General features: G+C 60.6%; 11 protein-coding genes and 2 pseudogenes. 11 read left to right on the top strand and 2 right to left on the bottom strand.

Annotated elements, in window-relative coordinates:
- Window position 1: 1 nt before the first annotated feature.
- The 11 genes and pseudogenes from RHEC894_RS23215 (at window position 2) to RHEC894_RS23265 (ending at window position 14,516) form a co-directional block, all read left to right on the top strand.
- On the top strand, window positions 2-835 hold the full coding sequence (locus tag RHEC894_RS23215; protein WP_027681768.1) for a carbohydrate ABC transporter permease: 834 nt from the start codon (window positions 2-4) through the stop codon (window positions 833-835).
- A 28-nt stretch (window positions 836-863) separates the two neighbouring features.
- Entirely contained in the window at window positions 864-1,889 is a 1,026-nt protein-coding gene (locus RHEC894_RS23220; protein WP_085739366.1) for a Gfo/Idh/MocA family oxidoreductase, read from the top strand.
- A 79-nt stretch (window positions 1,890-1,968) separates the two neighbouring features.
- Window positions 1,969-3,135 (top strand): sn-glycerol-3-phosphate ABC transporter ATP-binding protein UgpC, encoded by a 1,167-nt coding sequence (gene ugpC / locus RHEC894_RS23225; protein WP_085739367.1) that lies wholly within the window; start codon window positions 1,969-1,971, stop codon window positions 3,133-3,135.
- 174 nt (window positions 3,136-3,309) lie between these two features.
- Window positions 3,310-5,208 (top strand): HAMP domain-containing methyl-accepting chemotaxis protein, encoded by a 1,899-nt coding sequence (locus RHEC894_RS23230; protein WP_085739368.1) that lies wholly within the window; start codon window positions 3,310-3,312, stop codon window positions 5,206-5,208.
- 636 nt (window positions 5,209-5,844) lie between these two features.
- Window positions 5,845-7,392 (top strand): ABC transporter substrate-binding protein, encoded by a 1,548-nt coding sequence (locus tag RHEC894_RS23235; protein WP_085739369.1) that lies wholly within the window; start codon window positions 5,845-5,847, stop codon window positions 7,390-7,392.
- Between the two features lie 59 nt (window positions 7,393-7,451).
- Complete coding sequence (locus tag RHEC894_RS23240; protein WP_085739370.1) at window positions 7,452-8,390, top strand: ABC transporter permease; 939 nt, start codon at window positions 7,452-7,454, stop codon at window positions 8,388-8,390.
- 11 nt (window positions 8,391-8,401) lie between these two features.
- Window positions 8,402-9,252: pseudogene (locus RHEC894_RS23245) on the top strand (ABC transporter permease).
- Window positions 9,249-10,913, top strand: a complete 1,665-nt coding sequence (locus tag RHEC894_RS23250) for an ABC transporter ATP-binding protein (RefSeq protein WP_085739371.1) — start codon at window positions 9,249-9,251, stop codon at window positions 10,911-10,913. The pseudogene RHEC894_RS23245 and the gene RHEC894_RS23250 overlap by 4 nt, the downstream one beginning before the upstream one ends.
- Complete coding sequence (locus RHEC894_RS23255; RefSeq protein WP_085739372.1) at window positions 10,903-12,354, top strand: amidase; 1,452 nt, start codon at window positions 10,903-10,905, stop codon at window positions 12,352-12,354. Before RHEC894_RS23250 ends, RHEC894_RS23255 begins: the two co-directional genes overlap by 11 nt.
- 12 nt (window positions 12,355-12,366) lie before the next feature.
- Entirely contained in the window at window positions 12,367-13,296 is a 930-nt protein-coding gene (locus RHEC894_RS23260; RefSeq protein WP_085739373.1) for a MurR/RpiR family transcriptional regulator, read from the top strand.
- Between the two features lie 29 nt (window positions 13,297-13,325).
- Complete coding sequence (locus RHEC894_RS23265) at window positions 13,326-14,516, top strand: serine hydrolase (RefSeq protein ID WP_085739374.1); 1,191 nt, start codon at window positions 13,326-13,328, stop codon at window positions 14,514-14,516.
- A 324-nt stretch (window positions 14,517-14,840) separates the two neighbouring features.
- Here the strand turns inward: RHEC894_RS23265 and RHEC894_RS33475 are convergent.
- Window positions 14,841-15,111 (bottom strand): annotated as a pseudogene (locus tag RHEC894_RS33475) (XdhC family protein); the annotation flags it as partial.
- 147 nt (window positions 15,112-15,258) lie between these two features.
- On the bottom strand, window positions 15,259-16,242 hold the full coding sequence (locus RHEC894_RS23270; protein WP_085739375.1) for a beta-ketoacyl-ACP synthase III: 984 nt from the start codon (window positions 16,240-16,242) through the stop codon (window positions 15,259-15,261).
- Window position 16,243: the final 1 nt, after the last annotated feature.

Below are 16,243 nucleotides of genomic sequence, written 5' to 3' on the forward strand. Positions count from 1 at the left end.
AATGTCCCGCCGCCACACAAGCTTCAACACGGCACTCACCTACGCCGCCGGCCTCCTCTTCCTGGCAATCTTCGTCGGTCCGATCCTTTGGTTCATCGCCCTTGCGATCCGCCCGGCCGAGACGGCATTCACCATGCCGCCACAACTTACATTCGAGCCCAATCTCGACGCATTCCGGCACATCCTCGTCGATCCCGGCACCAACGCACCGCAACTGGTCAACAGTCTGATCGTTGCGATTGGTGCTGTACTCCTTAATCTGCCCTTTTCGGTGCCTGCTGCCTACGCGTTGTCCCGTTTCAAGCTGCGCGGCAAGAAGAACATCATGTTGTGGTATCTCGGGTTGTTGATGGCCCCGCCGGTTGCGTTCCTGATCCCCTATTTCATCCTCATCACGAGGATCGGCCTGCAGGGTTCCTACTTCTCGATGATCCTCGTCCTGCAGACGCTGACGATCCCGTTTTCCGTCTGGCTGATGAAGAGTTTCATCGACGAGGTGCCGGTGGAGCTCGAGGAGGCTGCCCGGGTCGACGGCGCGCGCTGGTACACGATCATGTTGCGGATCACGCTGCCGATCGTTCGCCCCGGCATCATCGTCACCTCGATGTTCGCCTTCGTGTTCGCATGGAACAACGCCGCCTTTCCGCTGGTGCTGAGCTCGCGCTCCACCGCCACCCTTCCGATCGGAACACTTGGATATTTCGCTACAAGCGGAGTGACCTGGAACTACATCGCCGCCGCTGCGGTGCTCGCGATGATACCTCCGATGATCATCTTCCTCGTTTTCGATCGATACGTCGTTCGAGGCCTCACCTTTGGTTCGGTGAAGGGCTGAGCTTTCCTTTTATGAATGGAGTAATGCAATGAGCAAACTGCGAATGGGCGTCATCGGCGCCGGTCTTTGGGGCGGCAACCACGCCCATACCTTTAACGTCTTGCCGGAGACTGAGCTGGTCGGCGTCTGCGACCTCGATGAGGGCAGGGCGCTGAAGATGAAGGAAACCTACGGCGCAACGCAGGCCTTCACCGACTACCAGAACCTGATCTCAAGCGATCAGATCGATGCCATCTCGGTCGCGACGCCTGATTTTACCCATACGCCGATCATTCTCGCGGCTCTGAAAGCCGATAAACACGTGTTGAGCGAAAAGCCGCTTGCGACGACAGTGCGTGAAGCCGAGGAAATTGCTGCGGCTGCCGCAAAGTCCAAAGGCAAGCTGATGATTGATTTCCACAACCGGGTGAACCCGATACTCGCCCAAATCCGCGACATGATCCAAGACGGTCAAATCGGCCTGGCAAAGCACGGGACGGCGCGTCTTTCGAATACGACCTTTGTCCCGTTTGAAATGCTGAGCTGGGCTGCGAAGTCTTCGGCACTTTGGTTTCTGGGCAGCCATCTCGTTGACGTCCTTCGGTTCATTCTCGCAGACGAGGTCGTGCGGGTCTATTCGGTTGCACGCTCAGGCACGCTGTCTGCCGGCGGCGTGGACACCAAGGACTTCCATGTCTCCATCCTTGAGTTTTCCAAAGGCACAGTCGTGACCATGGAGAACAGCTGGATCCTGTCGCGTGACAATCCTTCGCTGGTCGATTTCAAGATCGAGTTTGTTGGTGAAAAGGGCCAGGTCCAGGCGGACCCCACCCATAGCGGCGGCCTGCGTAAGATCGTCGACGGCGGACTGAAATACAATGACTATATCGGCATAACGCCGACCGGCGCGACGCGTATCGGTGGCTTCGTATTGGAATCCATTGCTCGCTTTGTCGATAGCGTGGTGCGCGACGCTCCGCTGCTGGCAGATGCGCAAGACGGCCTAGCAAACACCAAGATCCTGGCCGCGATCGAGGAATCCGTCGCGACCGGCAAGGCTGTGAACATCGGCTAAAGCCGGAACCAAAAGCGCGGGGCATCTCTGCACGCAGTGCGGCTTGCCTCGCCCGAAAAAATACGGGGAGTAAATAAAAATGGCGTCCATGACCTTCGACGGGATCGGCAAGACCTTTCCGGACGGAACCGTTGCCGTTGCGAATGTAAGTTTTTCGGTTGCGGACGGAGAATTCGTCGTGTTGGTCGGCCCGTCGGGTTGTGGCAAGTCCACACTGTTGCGGATGGCAGCGGGTCTTGAAACGCTCAACAGCGGGCGGCTCCTCATGGAGGACGCCGATGTCACCGAGACTGAACCCCAGGACCGGGATATCGCGATGGTTTTTCAGAACTACGCGCTTTACCCCCATATGACTGTCTACGACAATATGGCCTTCGGTCTACAGCAGCGCAAAATGCCCAAGGACAAGATCGACAAGCTGGTGCGTGACGCGGCGGAAATGCTCGACCTCACCCGCTATCTCGAACGCAAACCAGGGGCACTGTCCGGTGGTCAGCGCCAACGTGTGGCAATGGGTCGGGCGATCGTTCGCCATCCCATGGCCTTTCTGATGGACGAGCCGCTTTCAAACCTTGATGCCAAGCTCCGCGTACAGATGCGCGGTGAACTCAAGCTGCTCAACCAGCGGCTCGGTGTAACGACGCTCTACGTAACCCACGACCAGGTCGAGGCCATGACCATGGGCGATCGTGTGGCTGTGCTGAAGCCAGTGTTCAACGGACAGGGGAGCAATCTCCAGCAAATCGACACCCCGCAGATGCTTTACGATAAACCGGCCAACCTTTTCGTCGCCGGATTCATCGGCTCGCCCGCCATGAATTTTGTGCGCGTCGATCTGACGGCGGAAGCCGGATCTCTCAAAGCCGCGGTAACTGGAACGAAGACATCCTTCTCCATCCCCGCCAAGGCGGCGCTATCGGAATATGTTGGCCGGCAGGTCATCGTTGGAATTCGACCGGAGATGTTTCAGGTTTGTCCCGCGTCTGAGGCCTTGTTCAACGAGCAGGTTCCGATTGCCGAAGCGCTTGGCGCTGACACTTTCGTCTTTTTCGACATCGCGTCACCGCCGGTCAACATAAACGATGCCGAAGATACCGAAGACTTTCCGAACAAAGGTAAAAACCGACTTGTGGCGCGGATCCCACCGGCGCTGACACCACGCCCCAATCAACAGCTGCCACTGAGTGTCGATCTGGCGAAGTTGCACTGGTTCGATCCGGTAACGGGAACTGCGATCCGCGACTGACAGAACGTGCACGACTATCACCGAACTAGGGGCTTCAAGCCCTTTCTCCTGCCCTCCCAGGCAACTTGGCTGTCGTCGAATACGAGGTCGGCGGCAGCCATTTTTTCTTGGATTTCTGAATCTGAAACGCAGAACCTGAACATCGCGCCGTGACCGGGCTTAGAGGAGTGGCTTGTGAAACATGTTTCCATTGTCGGGAAGTTCTTTGTCATCATGGCCGTTTTTGGTGTCACGGCGCTGGGATTGACGGTGTATCAGAGCCGACAGATGCTCAAGGTAAACGATAGCTACCAAGGGCTTCTCGACCGGGATGCATCGGCAGCGCTTCGCTTAACACAGTCGAACCGAAGTCTTGAAACAGCACGTGCCAGCATCAGCGACATGGTGATGACGAAGTCGAAAGAGGCGAGGGCGCGCGCAGAAGCAGGTCTGAATGACGCGCGCGATAACTTCGTCAGGTTCATGGATTTGGCCGTCCAGGCTGTTCCAGAGCAGAGCGAACTGCCGAAGTTGAAGGCGGATGGCTTCTCCGTCCTGACCGACACCTGTGGTGCAGCGATCGCTGTTGCCCGCGGGGCGACGAGTGAAGCCGAACTTGCCATGGTGCAGCAACTCTATCTCACTTTGTGCCAACCCGCCTTCGCGGCAATTTCACCAAGATTTACGTCCGTGACGGAAAAACTCGCTTCGGACGCGGAGCAAAAACGTGCTGGTGTTTTAAGCGTCGTGCGTGAAACGTCTGTGGTGAGTTTGGGAGCAGCTATCGCAGCACTGCTCGCCGTTTCGTGCTTTGGTTTTCTCGCAATTCGCGCCTGGCTGGTCAAACCGATCAAGCAGATGGTTTCGACGATGAAGGTCATCGCCGACGGTGATCTCACGTCGGCCGTCGAGGGGACGATTCGCCGTGACGAGATTGGATCTATGGCCCGAGCGGTCCAGATCTTTAGAGACAACGAGTTACGGACACGGGATCTCGAAAAGGATGTAGAGGCCAGTCGCGGCGCAAATGAGATCGAACGTGCGCGCATAGCCGAGACCGAACGTCAGCGGGCACACGACATGGCGGACGCCACGGCCGGACTGGCCGAGGGCCTGAAGCAGCTCGCTGGCGGGAACCTCGTGTTCAGGCTCGACGACAATTTCGCTGAAGATTTCGAACCTTTACGCGCAAACTTCAATGCTGCCGTAACCCAACTTGCCGAAAGTTTAAGAGCCGTGTCAGACGCCACCGGATCGATCGATGAGGGCGCGCAGGAAATCAGCTTAAGCTCGCAGGACCTGTCGCGGCGGACTGAGCATCAGGCCGCTTCTCTGGAGCAGACTGCCGCTGCTCTGGATCAGATCACCCAGAATATCGCCAGCTCCAGCACGCGCATGGCGGAGGCTCGACACGTTGCGATCGAGGCGAACAAGTCGGCGCGTCACTCTGGGGAGGTCGTTTCCAGCGCTGTCGAAGCGATGCAGCGCATCGAACACTCATCCTCGCAGATATCGGCGATTGTCGGCGTGATCGACGAGATCGCATTTCAGACCAATCTCCTGGCGCTCAATGCGGGCGTTGAGGCCGCACGGTCCGGCGAGGCAGGAAAAGGTTTCGCGGTCGTTGCCCACGAGGTGCGCGAGCTTGCTCAACGCTCGGCGCACGCTGCAAAAGAGATCAAGGATCTTATCCTGAATTCGGTCGATGAGGTCAGCAATGGTGTCAAGCTGGTCCGCGATACGGGAGATACGCTCAAGATCATCGAGAAACAGATCGTGCTGATCAACACGCAGCTCGATGCCGTCACAGTCGCTTCCAACGAGCAGTCGGTTACGCTTTCCGAGGTCAACCGGTCAGTCAATCAAATGGATCAGGTCACGCAGCAAAATGCAGCGATGGCCGAGGAATCCACGGCTGCAAGCGCGGCCCTTGCCATCGAGGCAAAACGGTTGCGCGGGATTGTTTCGGAGTTTCAAATTGACACGACTGACGGTCGGCAAACCAATGATACAGATCCGGCCCCAGCGTCTTCGCCAGCTCATGCATTGCTAACACAGGTCGTGCAAAGATTTGGGATGGCAAGAGATCTTTGAATAGCGGAACGCTATCGGTCGTGAACGCGGTACATCGGTGTAGTCTTTGAGGCTCGGCCGTCTAGGTGACTTGTATCCAGCCTGCAGCTTTGGGCAAAGTCTGCCTCAATCAACGGCATCCTACTGTTGGCAGATAGCTCCCCCTATGAGGACTGCCCTTGAATACGTCGCGCTGACACTGCTTCCACCGCGTGTGAGCCGTGTCGTTCGTGCGGCCTACGGTGGCTTCAGTTCCCGGCAGATCGATACATCCGTGGCCCACTGGGGTGCTGGGAATTACCTCCGTTCATCTCGGTCTGTGCTGGCGGAGGCTCGTCGGCGTGGGGCGCAAGCTGACCAGCATTCCACAGCCGAACGGCCGACGAGCACTCGCGGTTCGCGCCACGCGTTTGGAGTGCCTTCAAACTCGCGATCAGCACCAAATTCGCCATCAGTGACGCTTGAATGGCTGTTTTTGAAGAAGCCGTCGTCGTTTCTTGTTCCGTTGTGTCGTCATCGCTGGCCCGGGCGCTAGGGTCGCGCGCTAGAAGCGGGCCGGTGTTATCTTTTCAACTTTTTTGTTGACATAAGTTAGGAACATCACATAGCCTCTGCTCATGCCGAAAGGCACAAGAGAAATACCGGGAGGAGAACAAGATGAATTCCTTGAGCGGATTCCGCACGCGGGCTGCGGGCGCGGTGTTGCACGGGGCTGCCCTCGTCGCGATGGGTTTGTTTGGGGCCGTTCCGGCCCTCGCCGATGATGCCATCCGCGTCGTTTCGCCTTACCAGACTACGACGCTCGATCCGATGCGCTCCGCAGCGGCCGGCAACATCGAAACCTACGGCCAGCTTTATTCACGCCTGCTGCGGCGCAATTCGGAGACCGGTGCCTTGGAGCCGGGGCTTGCCGAAACATGGAATATTTCCGAGGACGGCAAAACCTACACGTTCCATCTGCGTGACGCGCAGTTCTCCGACGGCTCGCCGATCACGGCCGGTGACGTGGCGTTCAGCCTCGAGCGAATTCGCAGCGACAAGAAGTCGGCTTATCCCGCACCGCTCGGTGCGGTGGAGTCGGTTACGGCAGCCGATCCGAAGACCGTGTTGGTCACGCTCAAGTCGGCTTTCGCGCCATTCCTCGGGAACGCGGAGATCTGGAACATGGGCATCGTCTCCAAGGCTGATGTCGAGAAGCGAGGCGAAGAAGCAGCCTTTGCCACCGTTCCGGTTACGTCCGGTCCCTACGCGGTCAAGCAGTGGAAACCGAACGAAAGGCTCATTCTCGAACCCAATCCGCATTACTGGCGCAAGGGCTATCCGAAGTCGGACGCCACGGTCGAACTGATCGAGGTTGCCTCGCCGGAAACGCGCATAGCCATGCTGAAGGCCGGCGAGATCGACGTGGTGCGCGCGGTGCCGTGGGCGCAGATCGACGAGCTGAAGGCGGCCGACGCCATCGATATGCGGCTCGAGCCCTCGACTACGATCTACATGACCCTGCTGAACCACAAGCGCGAGCCCTTCTCCAATATGAAGGCCCGGCAGGCGGCCGGCATGGCGATCGACAACAAGGCGATGGCCAAGGCCATCACGCGCGGTTATGCCGAGCCGGCAAACACCACGCTGCCGGGCAGCGTTGATTTCCATGACAAGGATTATCCGGGCATCCCCTATGATCCGGCAAAAGCGAAGGAACTGCTGGCCGAATCCGGCATGGTGGGGCACGAAGTGAAGATCCTGGCGGCGGCAGACGCGCCCTCCCAGCAGACGGCGTTGCTAATCCAGGCGCAATGGCAAGCGATCGGCCTGAAGCCGGTCATCGTCAATGTCGACAGCGGCGCCTGGTGGGATGCCACCGGCAAGGGCGACTACGACGCTGCGGCCAACTGGTGGTACAACGAGACGCCCGATCCCGATCTCGCCGTCCGCTGGGCGGTGTGTGGAAGCTGCGGTTCCAACTCCTACAACACCTTCTATGCGAACCCGAAGGTGGACGAACTCGTCGAGCAGGGCACCAAGGAGGCAGAACCGGTCAAGCGCGCGCAGATCTACAAGGAAATCCAGAAGGTCACCACGGAAGAGGTCGCGCAGATTCCGCTCTACTACGCGCCGAATGCGGTTGCCTATTCAAAGCGTCTGCAAGGCCTTAAGCTGACCCCCTCGCTGCAATGGACCCTGGAAGAGACGTCCATCGGCCAGTGATTCCGCCTCAAGCGCGCCCATAGGGGCGTGCCCTTGACGCTCGAACCGGAGAACCGGATTTGTCCCTTCTGCAACTCATTGCGCGGCGCCTGCTGCAATTGATCGGCGTGCTCGCGGGCATCAGCCTCGTGACGTTTCTGTTGGTTCACATGGCCCCCGGCGATCCCGCGCGGCTTCTGGCCGGTGAGAGGGCGAGCCCCGACACCATCGCGGCGATCCGTTCGCAATATGGACTCGACCTGCCACTCTGGCGCCAGTTCCTGACCTATCTCGCGAACCTGGTTTCGGGCGATATCGGCCTGTCGCTGCGCTTTCAGCGGCCGGTGAGCCAGCTCATCGAGCAGTTCATGTGGCCGACACTCTTCCTGACCGGCTACGTGCTGTGCCTCGCCATCCCGCCGACGGTCGCGCTCGCCATCCTCGGCGCCCGCCGTCCAGGCGGCATCGCCGACCAGATCATTCGTCTGGTAGGGATCGCCGGCCTCACCATCCCGGTGTTCTGGCTGGGTATCATGATGTCGCGCTTCTTCGGCGTCAGCCTCGGCTGGTTCCCCGTCTCGGGTTACGGCACCGGTTTCACGGGCCATCTTCATCACCTCTTCCTGCCAGCCCTGTCGACGGCCATCTGGCTGGTTCCGGTTCTGACGCAGAGCCTGCGCGCCGCGCTCATCGAAAAGACCACGGCCGACTTCGTTACGGCCGCGCGGGCGCAAGGCGCGACGGAACGGCAACTCTTCTGGCAGACCATGTTGCCGAACGCCGTGCTGCCGACCCTCAACCTGCTTGGCGTCATGGTGGCTTTCATGATCGGCGGCGCCATCATCGTCGAAACCGTCTATGCGGTGCCCGGGCTTGGCACGCTGATGGTCAATGCGTTGCTCGGCCGCGACTATTACGTCGTGCAGGGCCTGACGCTGATCTTTGCGGTCTCGACCGTCCTGATCACGCTGTTGGTGGACCTGCTCACCGCCTTTATCGACCCGCGCGTCCGGCTCTGAGGAGATCGCCCATGGCTGACAGCCCTATTCTGGTGGAAACTGCGCCGCCTGTCCGCAGCATCACGCCCACCATGCTCATCGCGCTCGTCATCCTCGGCGGATGGCTGGTGACGGCGCTGACCGCCTCGGCTATCGCGCCCTATGATCCCGATGCCATCGACATCATGAACATGCTTTCGCCGCCGAGTGCCGCCCATTGGTTCGGCACGGACCAGGTTGGCCGCGACGTCTTCTCGCGGGTTCTTTTCGCAAGCCGGGTCGATCTTCTGCTCTGCGTGGTCGGGGTACTTCCGCCCCTCCTGATCGGTACGACGATCGGGCTGTTGAGCGGCTATTTCGGCGGGGTGGTCGATACCGTCTTCATGCGCATCTATGATCTGACCGTCGCGTTCCCCTTCTTCGTGCTGGTGCTGGCCATTGTCGGCGTGCTGGGACCGGGGCTGCTCAATTTCATCCTGGCGCTGACGCTGGTCGGCTGGGTCAGCTATGCGCGCTGGTACGGGCGCAGGTGCTGACGATCCGCGAAAGCGAATTTATCCAGGCGGCCAAATGCCTCGGCTATGGGCCGGCCGCCATTCTCGGCCATCATGTGCTGCCGAACGCCATCGGACCCGTCATCGCCTACGCGGTCAGCGATGCGGTGCTCGTCATGCTCGCCGGTGCGAGCTTCGGGTTTCTCGGCATGGGCGCGCAGCCGCCGCTGGCCGAATGGGGAGTGATGATCGCCGACGGGCAGGCTTTCGTGCAGCAGGCCTGGTGGATCTGCCTGTTCCCGGGCTTGGCCGCGATTTCGCTCGGCCTCGGTTTCGCGCTGCTTGGCGATGGATTGGGGCAGTGGCAACGGAAGGGAGTGACGGCATGAGCGGGCTGGAAACGGGCAAGCCGCCGCTGCTTGAAGTCAAGGATCTGTCTGTCAGCTTCGGCGGCTTCGTGGCGGTGAAGAACGTGTCGTTCACGCTTCAGCCGGGAGAAATCCTCGGCATTGTCGGTGAAAGTGGTTCGGGCAAATCAGTGACCTGCCGCGCCGTGATGCGACTGCTGGCGGCTGCGGCACGCGCTGAGGGCACGGTGGCCCTTGATGGACGCGACCTGCTGACACTCAGCGAAGACGAATTGTGCGCCGTTCGCGGCCGCGACATCGGCATGATTTTCCAGAACCCTGCATCGCATCTCGATCCGCTGCGCCGGATCGGCCAGCAGGTTTCGGCGCCGATGATCCGGCACCTTGGCATCGGCAAGCGCGAAGGTCTCCAGCGCGCGGTCAAGCTGCTGGAGGATGTGGGTATACACGAGCCAGAAAAGCGTGCGCGCTCCTATCCGCACGAGTTTTCGGGCGGCATGAAACAGCGGGCGATGATCGCCGCCGCCATCGGCTGCCAGCCGAAGCTTTTGATCGCCGACGAGCCGACGACCGCGCTCGATGTCACCGTCCAGGCCCGCATTCTCGAATTGCTCAAGGACCTCAACCGCAAGACCGGGCTTGCGATGATCCTCATTTCGCACGATCTCGGCGTCGTCGCGGATATCTGCTCGCGCGTTGTGGTCATGCGCAATGGCGAGGTGGTGGAGCAGGGGCCGATCGACGACGTCATCAACCGACCGCGCCATCCGTATACGAGGCTGCTGATCGAATCCCAGCCGGGCCGTAAGAGCTATGGCACGGACGTTGGCCCGGAACGTACGACGCCGCTGCTTCGTGTCGAAAACCTTTCGGTGACGTTCCCCGCCGGTCAGGGGCTGTTCGGCGGCTTCCGAAGCAGCAATTCCTTCCGCGCCCTCGACGGCGTCGATCTGGAGATCAATACGGGCGAAACGGTCGGTATCGTCGGCGAAAGCGGCTCCGGCAAGAGCACGCTTGCCCGGTCGATCATTCGCCTGAACACGCCGAGCGGCGGCGCGATCCGTCTGGACGGGCAGGATGTCGGGGCGCTGGGGGGCCAGGGGCTGACGGCGTTCCGCCGCCGCGTACAGATGGTGTTCCAGAACCCGTACGATTCGCTCAATCCGCGCCTGACGATTGCCGAGGCCGTCGCGGAGCCGATCTGGCGGCATGGCATCGCGGACCGAAAGGCGGCGAGGAAAGAAGCCGATGCGTTGCTGGAGATGGTGGAGTTGCCGAGCAGTCTGCGCGATCGCAAACCGCAGCAGCTTTCCGGCGGGCAGTGCCAGCGCGTCGGCCTTGCACGGGCGCTGGCGCTGAAGCCGCAGCTTCTCATAGCGGACGAGATCACCTCGGCGCTCGATGTCACGACGCAGGCGCAGATCCTGGAACTGCTCGTGCGGCTCCAGCGGGAACGCTCGCTGACGCTGCTCTACATTTCGCATGATCTCGCCGTGGTGAGCAGCCTTTGTCAGCGCGTCTATGTCTTCAAGGCTGGGCGTGTCGTCGAGCAGGGTGTGGCGCAGCAGGTTCTGTCCACACCGCAGGATCCTTATACGCAGGCGCTGGTCGGTTCGCTGGCCCAGCTGCCGTTGGTCCGGACAATCTCCCCTTCACAACCGGTAGCGACCCATGCGCCTTGATGAATATGCAGCCCATGATGGAACCGGCCTCGCCCGCCTGCTGGCGAAAGGCGAGGTCACTCCGAAGGAGCTCGGCCGGTGCGTCGAACAGGCCGTCGCGGCCGTGAACCCGGCGCTGAACGCCGTCATCGAACTCTATCCGGACGCGCTCGAGACCCTGCCGGAGGCGGCGTCCGCCACCCCCTTCGGCGGTATTGCCACCCTCACCAAGGACTTCCCGATCGAGGCGGGCCGCCCGGCCGAGTTCGGCAGCCGTCTCGCGCGAGGTTTCCGCGCCGGCCATGACGCCGTCTACTGGACACGGTTGCGCGCCGGTGGCCTAAACAATGTCGGCCGCACGTCAAGTTCCGAATTCGGCGTGCCGGCGGCGACGGAATCGCCCCTCTATGGCGCAACGCGCAATCCTTGGAATCCGCAGCGCGGCGTCGCGGGCTCCAGCGGCGGTGCGGCCGCGGCCGTCGCTGCGGGAATCGTACCTTTTGCACAGGGCAGCGACGGCGGTGGTTCAATTCGCAATCCGGCGGCGTTCTGCGGCTTGATCGGTCTTAAACCTTCACGTGGGCGCGTTACCGGCGCGCCGAATGGAAACGCTCCGCTTCTGGGGCTGGCAACGGCCTTTATGCTCACACGCTCCGTGCGCGATACTGCAACCCTTCTCGACCTTTGCCATGGCCCGGATGCAGGCGACGGTTATGAGATCGCACCGCCTGTGGGCACCTATCTCGACGCCATCAAGCACAGGCCGCACGGCCTGCGCATCGCCCTATGCACGCGCTCCTGGTCCGGGGTGCAGATCGACCCGGAGGTTCTGGCCGCGACAAGATCGGCGGCGGAGCGGTTTGCGTCGCTTGGTCATCACGTGGAGGAAGCGTCGCCGGACTTCGATTATCCGGCCTTCCTCCAGGCGCAGAAGGTCATCTGGGCCGCCGACGCCGCCGCGCATATGCCGGCGATGGCGCGGCATATGAACCGCTCGGTCGAGGAGGCGCTTGGCACAAGCGTATACGCTCTCTATCGATGGGGGCTCGCCATCAGCGGTGCACAGCTTATCGAGGCGCTTGCCGTCTATGATCGGGTGACGCGGCAGGTCGGGCGCTTCCTTGCCGGAAATGATCTCTTGCTGACACCGACCAGCGCCATGCTGCCGGAACCGATCGGCACGTTCAATCCCAATCGAGCGGGCATCGATGTGGAAGGCGTGTTCAATGATCTTGCACCGAAGGAGACCTTTACCGCGTTGTTCAATGCGACGGGGCAGCCCGCGATCTCCTTGCCGGTTGGACGCAGCCGGGACGGTCTGCCGATCGGGATTCAGCTTGTCGCCCGTTTCGGACGCGAGGACCTTCTGCTTGCGACCGCGCGGCAAATCGAGGAAGACGTGGAGAGCGGTCCCGGTGTCTGGGGGCAGGGGCGTCCGGTCATTCACGCCGGCAATTTTTAGGAGTCTGTCACTGTGGCGAAAGCACGAAGCGGCAAGGATGCCAAGGGATCGAGCGGCGTTGAGCAGAAGATCGACATCGAAGCGATCCTTCGCGAACGCATGTCCGGTTTCTCGCCCTCGGAGCAAAGCCTTGCGGGCTATATCCTAGACAATATCGAGATTTTGCCGTTCGAGACCGGCAGCAGCATAGCTGAGGCGGTGGGCGTTAGCGAAATGACGGTCACCCGGTTCGTTCGCGGCCTCGGTTTCGAGAGCCTGCGCGATCTCAAGAACCGGTTGCGCGTCGCGGTCTCGGAGAAGGACAGCGAAGTGGACGATTACCTGGCCCGCTTCCAGATGCGCGACAGTCGGCAGCCGCAGCTGCAGGAAAGCCTGCGGTTGGAGCTCGACGCCATCGTCAAAGCCTATGCCTTGACTACCACCGAGGTCTGGGACGAGGCCGCAGACCAGCTCGTGAAGGCGCGTACTGTCTATGTGGTCGGCTTCCAGGCCTCGAAGGGGCTGGCCATGGATTTTGCCAGCCGGCTGCTGTGGGCGCGACCCAACGTCATTTTCATCGACAACACCTCGGGCACGTTCGGCGAGATCATCAATGCAGATCCGAAGCAGAGCGCCGTCGTCCTCATTGACACGGCCTCGTACGCGACCCGCGGCATCAAGCTGGTGGAGAAGCTGAAGTCGATGGACATGCCGCTGGTCATCGTCACCGACAAGTTCAGTCATTGGGCGTTCGCATACACGCGCTTCGTCTTCGAGGCGCATACGCATGTGAAAACCTTCTGGGATTCTACGGCAAGTATCAGTGTCGTGCTCAATCTCCTCATCGACGCCGTTGCCACCAAACTAGGTCCCAAGGCTAAGCGCAACTTCGCCATGATGAGCGACATGGGCACCCTCTTCGGAGAATTCGTCGGCGGCAGCTATCTCCGCCGCGACGATTGATCCATTTCAAACCGCAAACGAGAGTATGCATGAACAGTGTTTCGCCATTCCGTGATCCGGCCGCCCCCGGCAACCCTGTCATTCCACGGCAAGATTGGGACCGCGCGCCCTGGAATCGCTGGACATTCCAGCACGTCAGAGACCTGCTGCCGACCACTCAGGTCTGGCGCGGAGCGGGGCCGGTAAGCAAGCTGCCGACGGATCTGCGGGATATCGAGGCCATTACCTTCGCGGCTGAGGGGCGAGCCTGTACCGTTGGCAGCTTCCTTGAGTCAAACTACGCCGATGGTTTCCTCGTGCTCCATGGCGGCAAGATTGTCGCCGAGCGCTACATGAACGGCATGACACCGCGTACTCAGCACCTGTCGCAATCCGTTGCCAAATCGGTGGTCGGCACAGTGGCGGGAATCCTGATCGACCGCGGAGTGGTCAACCCAGCCGCGCCCCTTACGCACTACCTGCCTGAGCTAGAGGCGACTGCCTACCGGGGCGCGACCGTCCAGCACGTGCTCGACATGACCAGCGGCGTGGTCTTCGATGAGACGTACACCGCGCTCGATTCCCATATGGCACAACTGGACGCTGCTAGTGGCTGGAAGGATCATCGAAACCCGAATTGGCCGAAATCCGTCTGGGACCTGATCCTGTCTTTGAAGGATTTAGAGTGCCCGCACGGTACCTCGTTCAGGTATCGCTCGATCGAGACAGATGTCCTGTCATTTGTTTTACAGCGCGCCACCGCTACTTCCCTTGCAGACCTCGTCAGCCGTGAGCTGTGGGCGCCAATGGGTGCGGAAGAAGACGCGTATTTTACAGTGGACGCTGCCGGATATTCTCTGGGTGACGGCGGGTTCAATGCGACTCTTCGCGACTATGCTCGTTTCGCCCTGCTGCATCTTCGCGGCGGCGAGATCGACGGCAAACGCATAGTTTCGAATGAGTGGCTCGCCGGCACACGGTTTGGAGCTGATCCGACCCTCTTCGGTGGCATCTATTATGAAGTTCTGCCCGCTGGCGCATATCACAATCAATTTTGGATCGAGGACATCGCGCGCGGCGTCTATATGGCCCGTGGCGTCTTCGGGCAACTGATCTACATCGACCCGCTGGCGGATTTCGCGGCGGTTGTCCTATCGAGCTGGCCGGAATTCGTCAGCACGGGGCGGATGAAGACCACCCTAGCAGCGGTAAGCGCTATCCGAGGGGCAGTCGGGTCGTAAAGCGCGGGCTGTCCCATTCGGTCCTCAGCCGCGCCGGTTGGCCGCGTCGTCAAGACGCAGAGCATGAGTAACGGGAGACGCCAAAGCGGGCGGCTATGGCCACTTCGTGCTGGCGCGGCTAACGGAATACGGGCGGCGTTTTGGAAGCCATCTCCAAAAGATCATTCCGGTTTGGGATTGCCTTGCGTTGCTGTTAGAGTTTGGGTTGAACGCCGCCGCCCAAGCTTCATCCAAGTCATATGTGATGGGAGGAGAAGGCTGCGAAGGGGACGGCGGAGCTGAACTCGTGTTGAACTTTTGCTTTTGGTGTCGCAAAACCTGGATTCGGTCACATCCCTTGGCAACAGCGTCTATGCCCTCCGCGGCAACAGCCGCTTCGACACACCCGCCTGGGACATAACCGCAGAAGCGGCCGTCCGCCGGCAATCTGTGCGCCGAGCGCCCGCGCCGCACCACCACGGATTTCTACTAGAGTCGCAAGCGAGACCGGACCTTCCGCGAAGAACTTGACCGCATAAGCGAGGATCTTTGCTGGATCATCAATCAAACTGTCCCGAACAGGCGTGACAACCGCTCCGTTTTCGCCCAAGACCACAGTTCCTCCTTACAAAACGATATAGTATTAATAACCGACCCCGGGCTCCTGGGCTCATCCACGTTGGCTCTGCAACAAAGCGAGCGTATGACGCTCATTACCTGCCCCAGTTTCCGCTGGCGACACCGCGTTAGCGCCTCGCCGAGTTCAGGTGCGAAAAACCATCGCTCCGCCAGTCATCCCCGCCCCAGCCGCCGCAAGCAAGAGCGTTTCTCCAGCTGCTATCCGGTTCACCTCATTAGAAAGTGACAACGACAGCGGAATTGTCGCAGCGGAAGAATTCCCGAATTCTTCTATCGAGCGCACCACCCGCGTGACGTCGATATCGAGGTTGCCGCAGACGGCTTCGAAGATGCGCGTGTTTGCCTGGTGGGGAACGAAGCGGGTCAAGTCCGATGGCATCACCTTTGCGTGGGACATGGCTCGGTTTGAGCACGCCGTCATCATCTTCACAGCTTGGGTAAAAACCTCGCGGCCATCCAGCATTCGCATAAGCGTGCTTTCCGGTGGCAGCGAGGATGCGAAGGGAAGGTTGCTTCCACCCGCCGGGATCGTGATGAGGTCATAGAGGCTGCCATCAGCGATCAGGTCCGCACCGAGGACGCCTTGTTCGGGATTTTCACAAGGGCCGAGAATGACGGCCCCTGCCGCGTCTGCGAACAGAACCGACGTCGATCGCTCGCACGGGTTGATCCGTCTGCTTAGAATGTTCGCGGCGACGACCAGAACCCGCTTGTCGTATGCCCGCACAAAACTGTCGGCTAAAACCAGAGCATACAGGAAGCCCGCACAGGCCCCGGCTAAGTCGACCGCACCCGAGTTCGTTAGGCCAAGCCTATGAGCGAGCAAGGGGCCTGACGGCGGCAAGAGATGGTCGGGCGTCGATGTCGCGAGAAGTGTCAGAGCGATGCTCTCGCGCCCGATATCCGCATCTCTTATCGCGGCTTCGCTTGCTTCGACGGCGAGCCCTGTCAGCGTGTCTTTGGGCGACGCCCACCACCGTGACCTGATACCGGTGCGACGTTGAATCCAGCCCTCCTCCAGTTGAAGGCTATGCTCGATCTCGGCGTTTGTTACGAGCCGCCCGGGAACGGCGTGTCCGAAACCCAGAAAGCGTGAAGAGCGGGCCATT

Origin of the sequence: Rhizobium sp. CIAT894 (genome assembly GCF_000172795.2) — a bacterium.
GTDB lineage: Bacteria > Pseudomonadota > Alphaproteobacteria > Rhizobiales > Rhizobiaceae > Rhizobium.

Coding starts and splice junctions, on each gene's coding strand:
- RHEC894_RS23215 (WP_027681768.1), top strand. CDS start 2: ATGTCCCGCCGCCACACAAGCTTCAACACGGCACTCACCTACGCCGCC.
- RHEC894_RS23220 (WP_085739366.1), top strand. CDS start 864: ATGAGCAAACTGCGAATGGGCGTCATCGGCGCCGGTCTTTGGGGCGGC.
- ugpC (WP_085739367.1), top strand. CDS start 1,969: ATGGCGTCCATGACCTTCGACGGGATCGGCAAGACCTTTCCGGACGGA.
- RHEC894_RS23235 (WP_085739369.1), top strand. CDS start 5,845: ATGAATTCCTTGAGCGGATTCCGCACGCGGGCTGCGGGCGCGGTGTTG.
- RHEC894_RS23250 (WP_085739371.1), top strand. CDS start 9,249: ATGAGCGGGCTGGAAACGGGCAAGCCGCCGCTGCTTGAAGTCAAGGAT.
- RHEC894_RS23255 (WP_085739372.1), top strand. CDS start 10,903: ATGCGCCTTGATGAATATGCAGCCCATGATGGAACCGGCCTCGCCCGC.
- RHEC894_RS23265 (WP_085739374.1), top strand. CDS start 13,326: ATGAACAGTGTTTCGCCATTCCGTGATCCGGCCGCCCCCGGCAACCCT.
- RHEC894_RS23270 (WP_085739375.1), bottom strand. CDS start 16,242: ATGGCCCGCTCTTCACGCTTTCTGGGTTTCGGACACGCCGTTCCCGGG.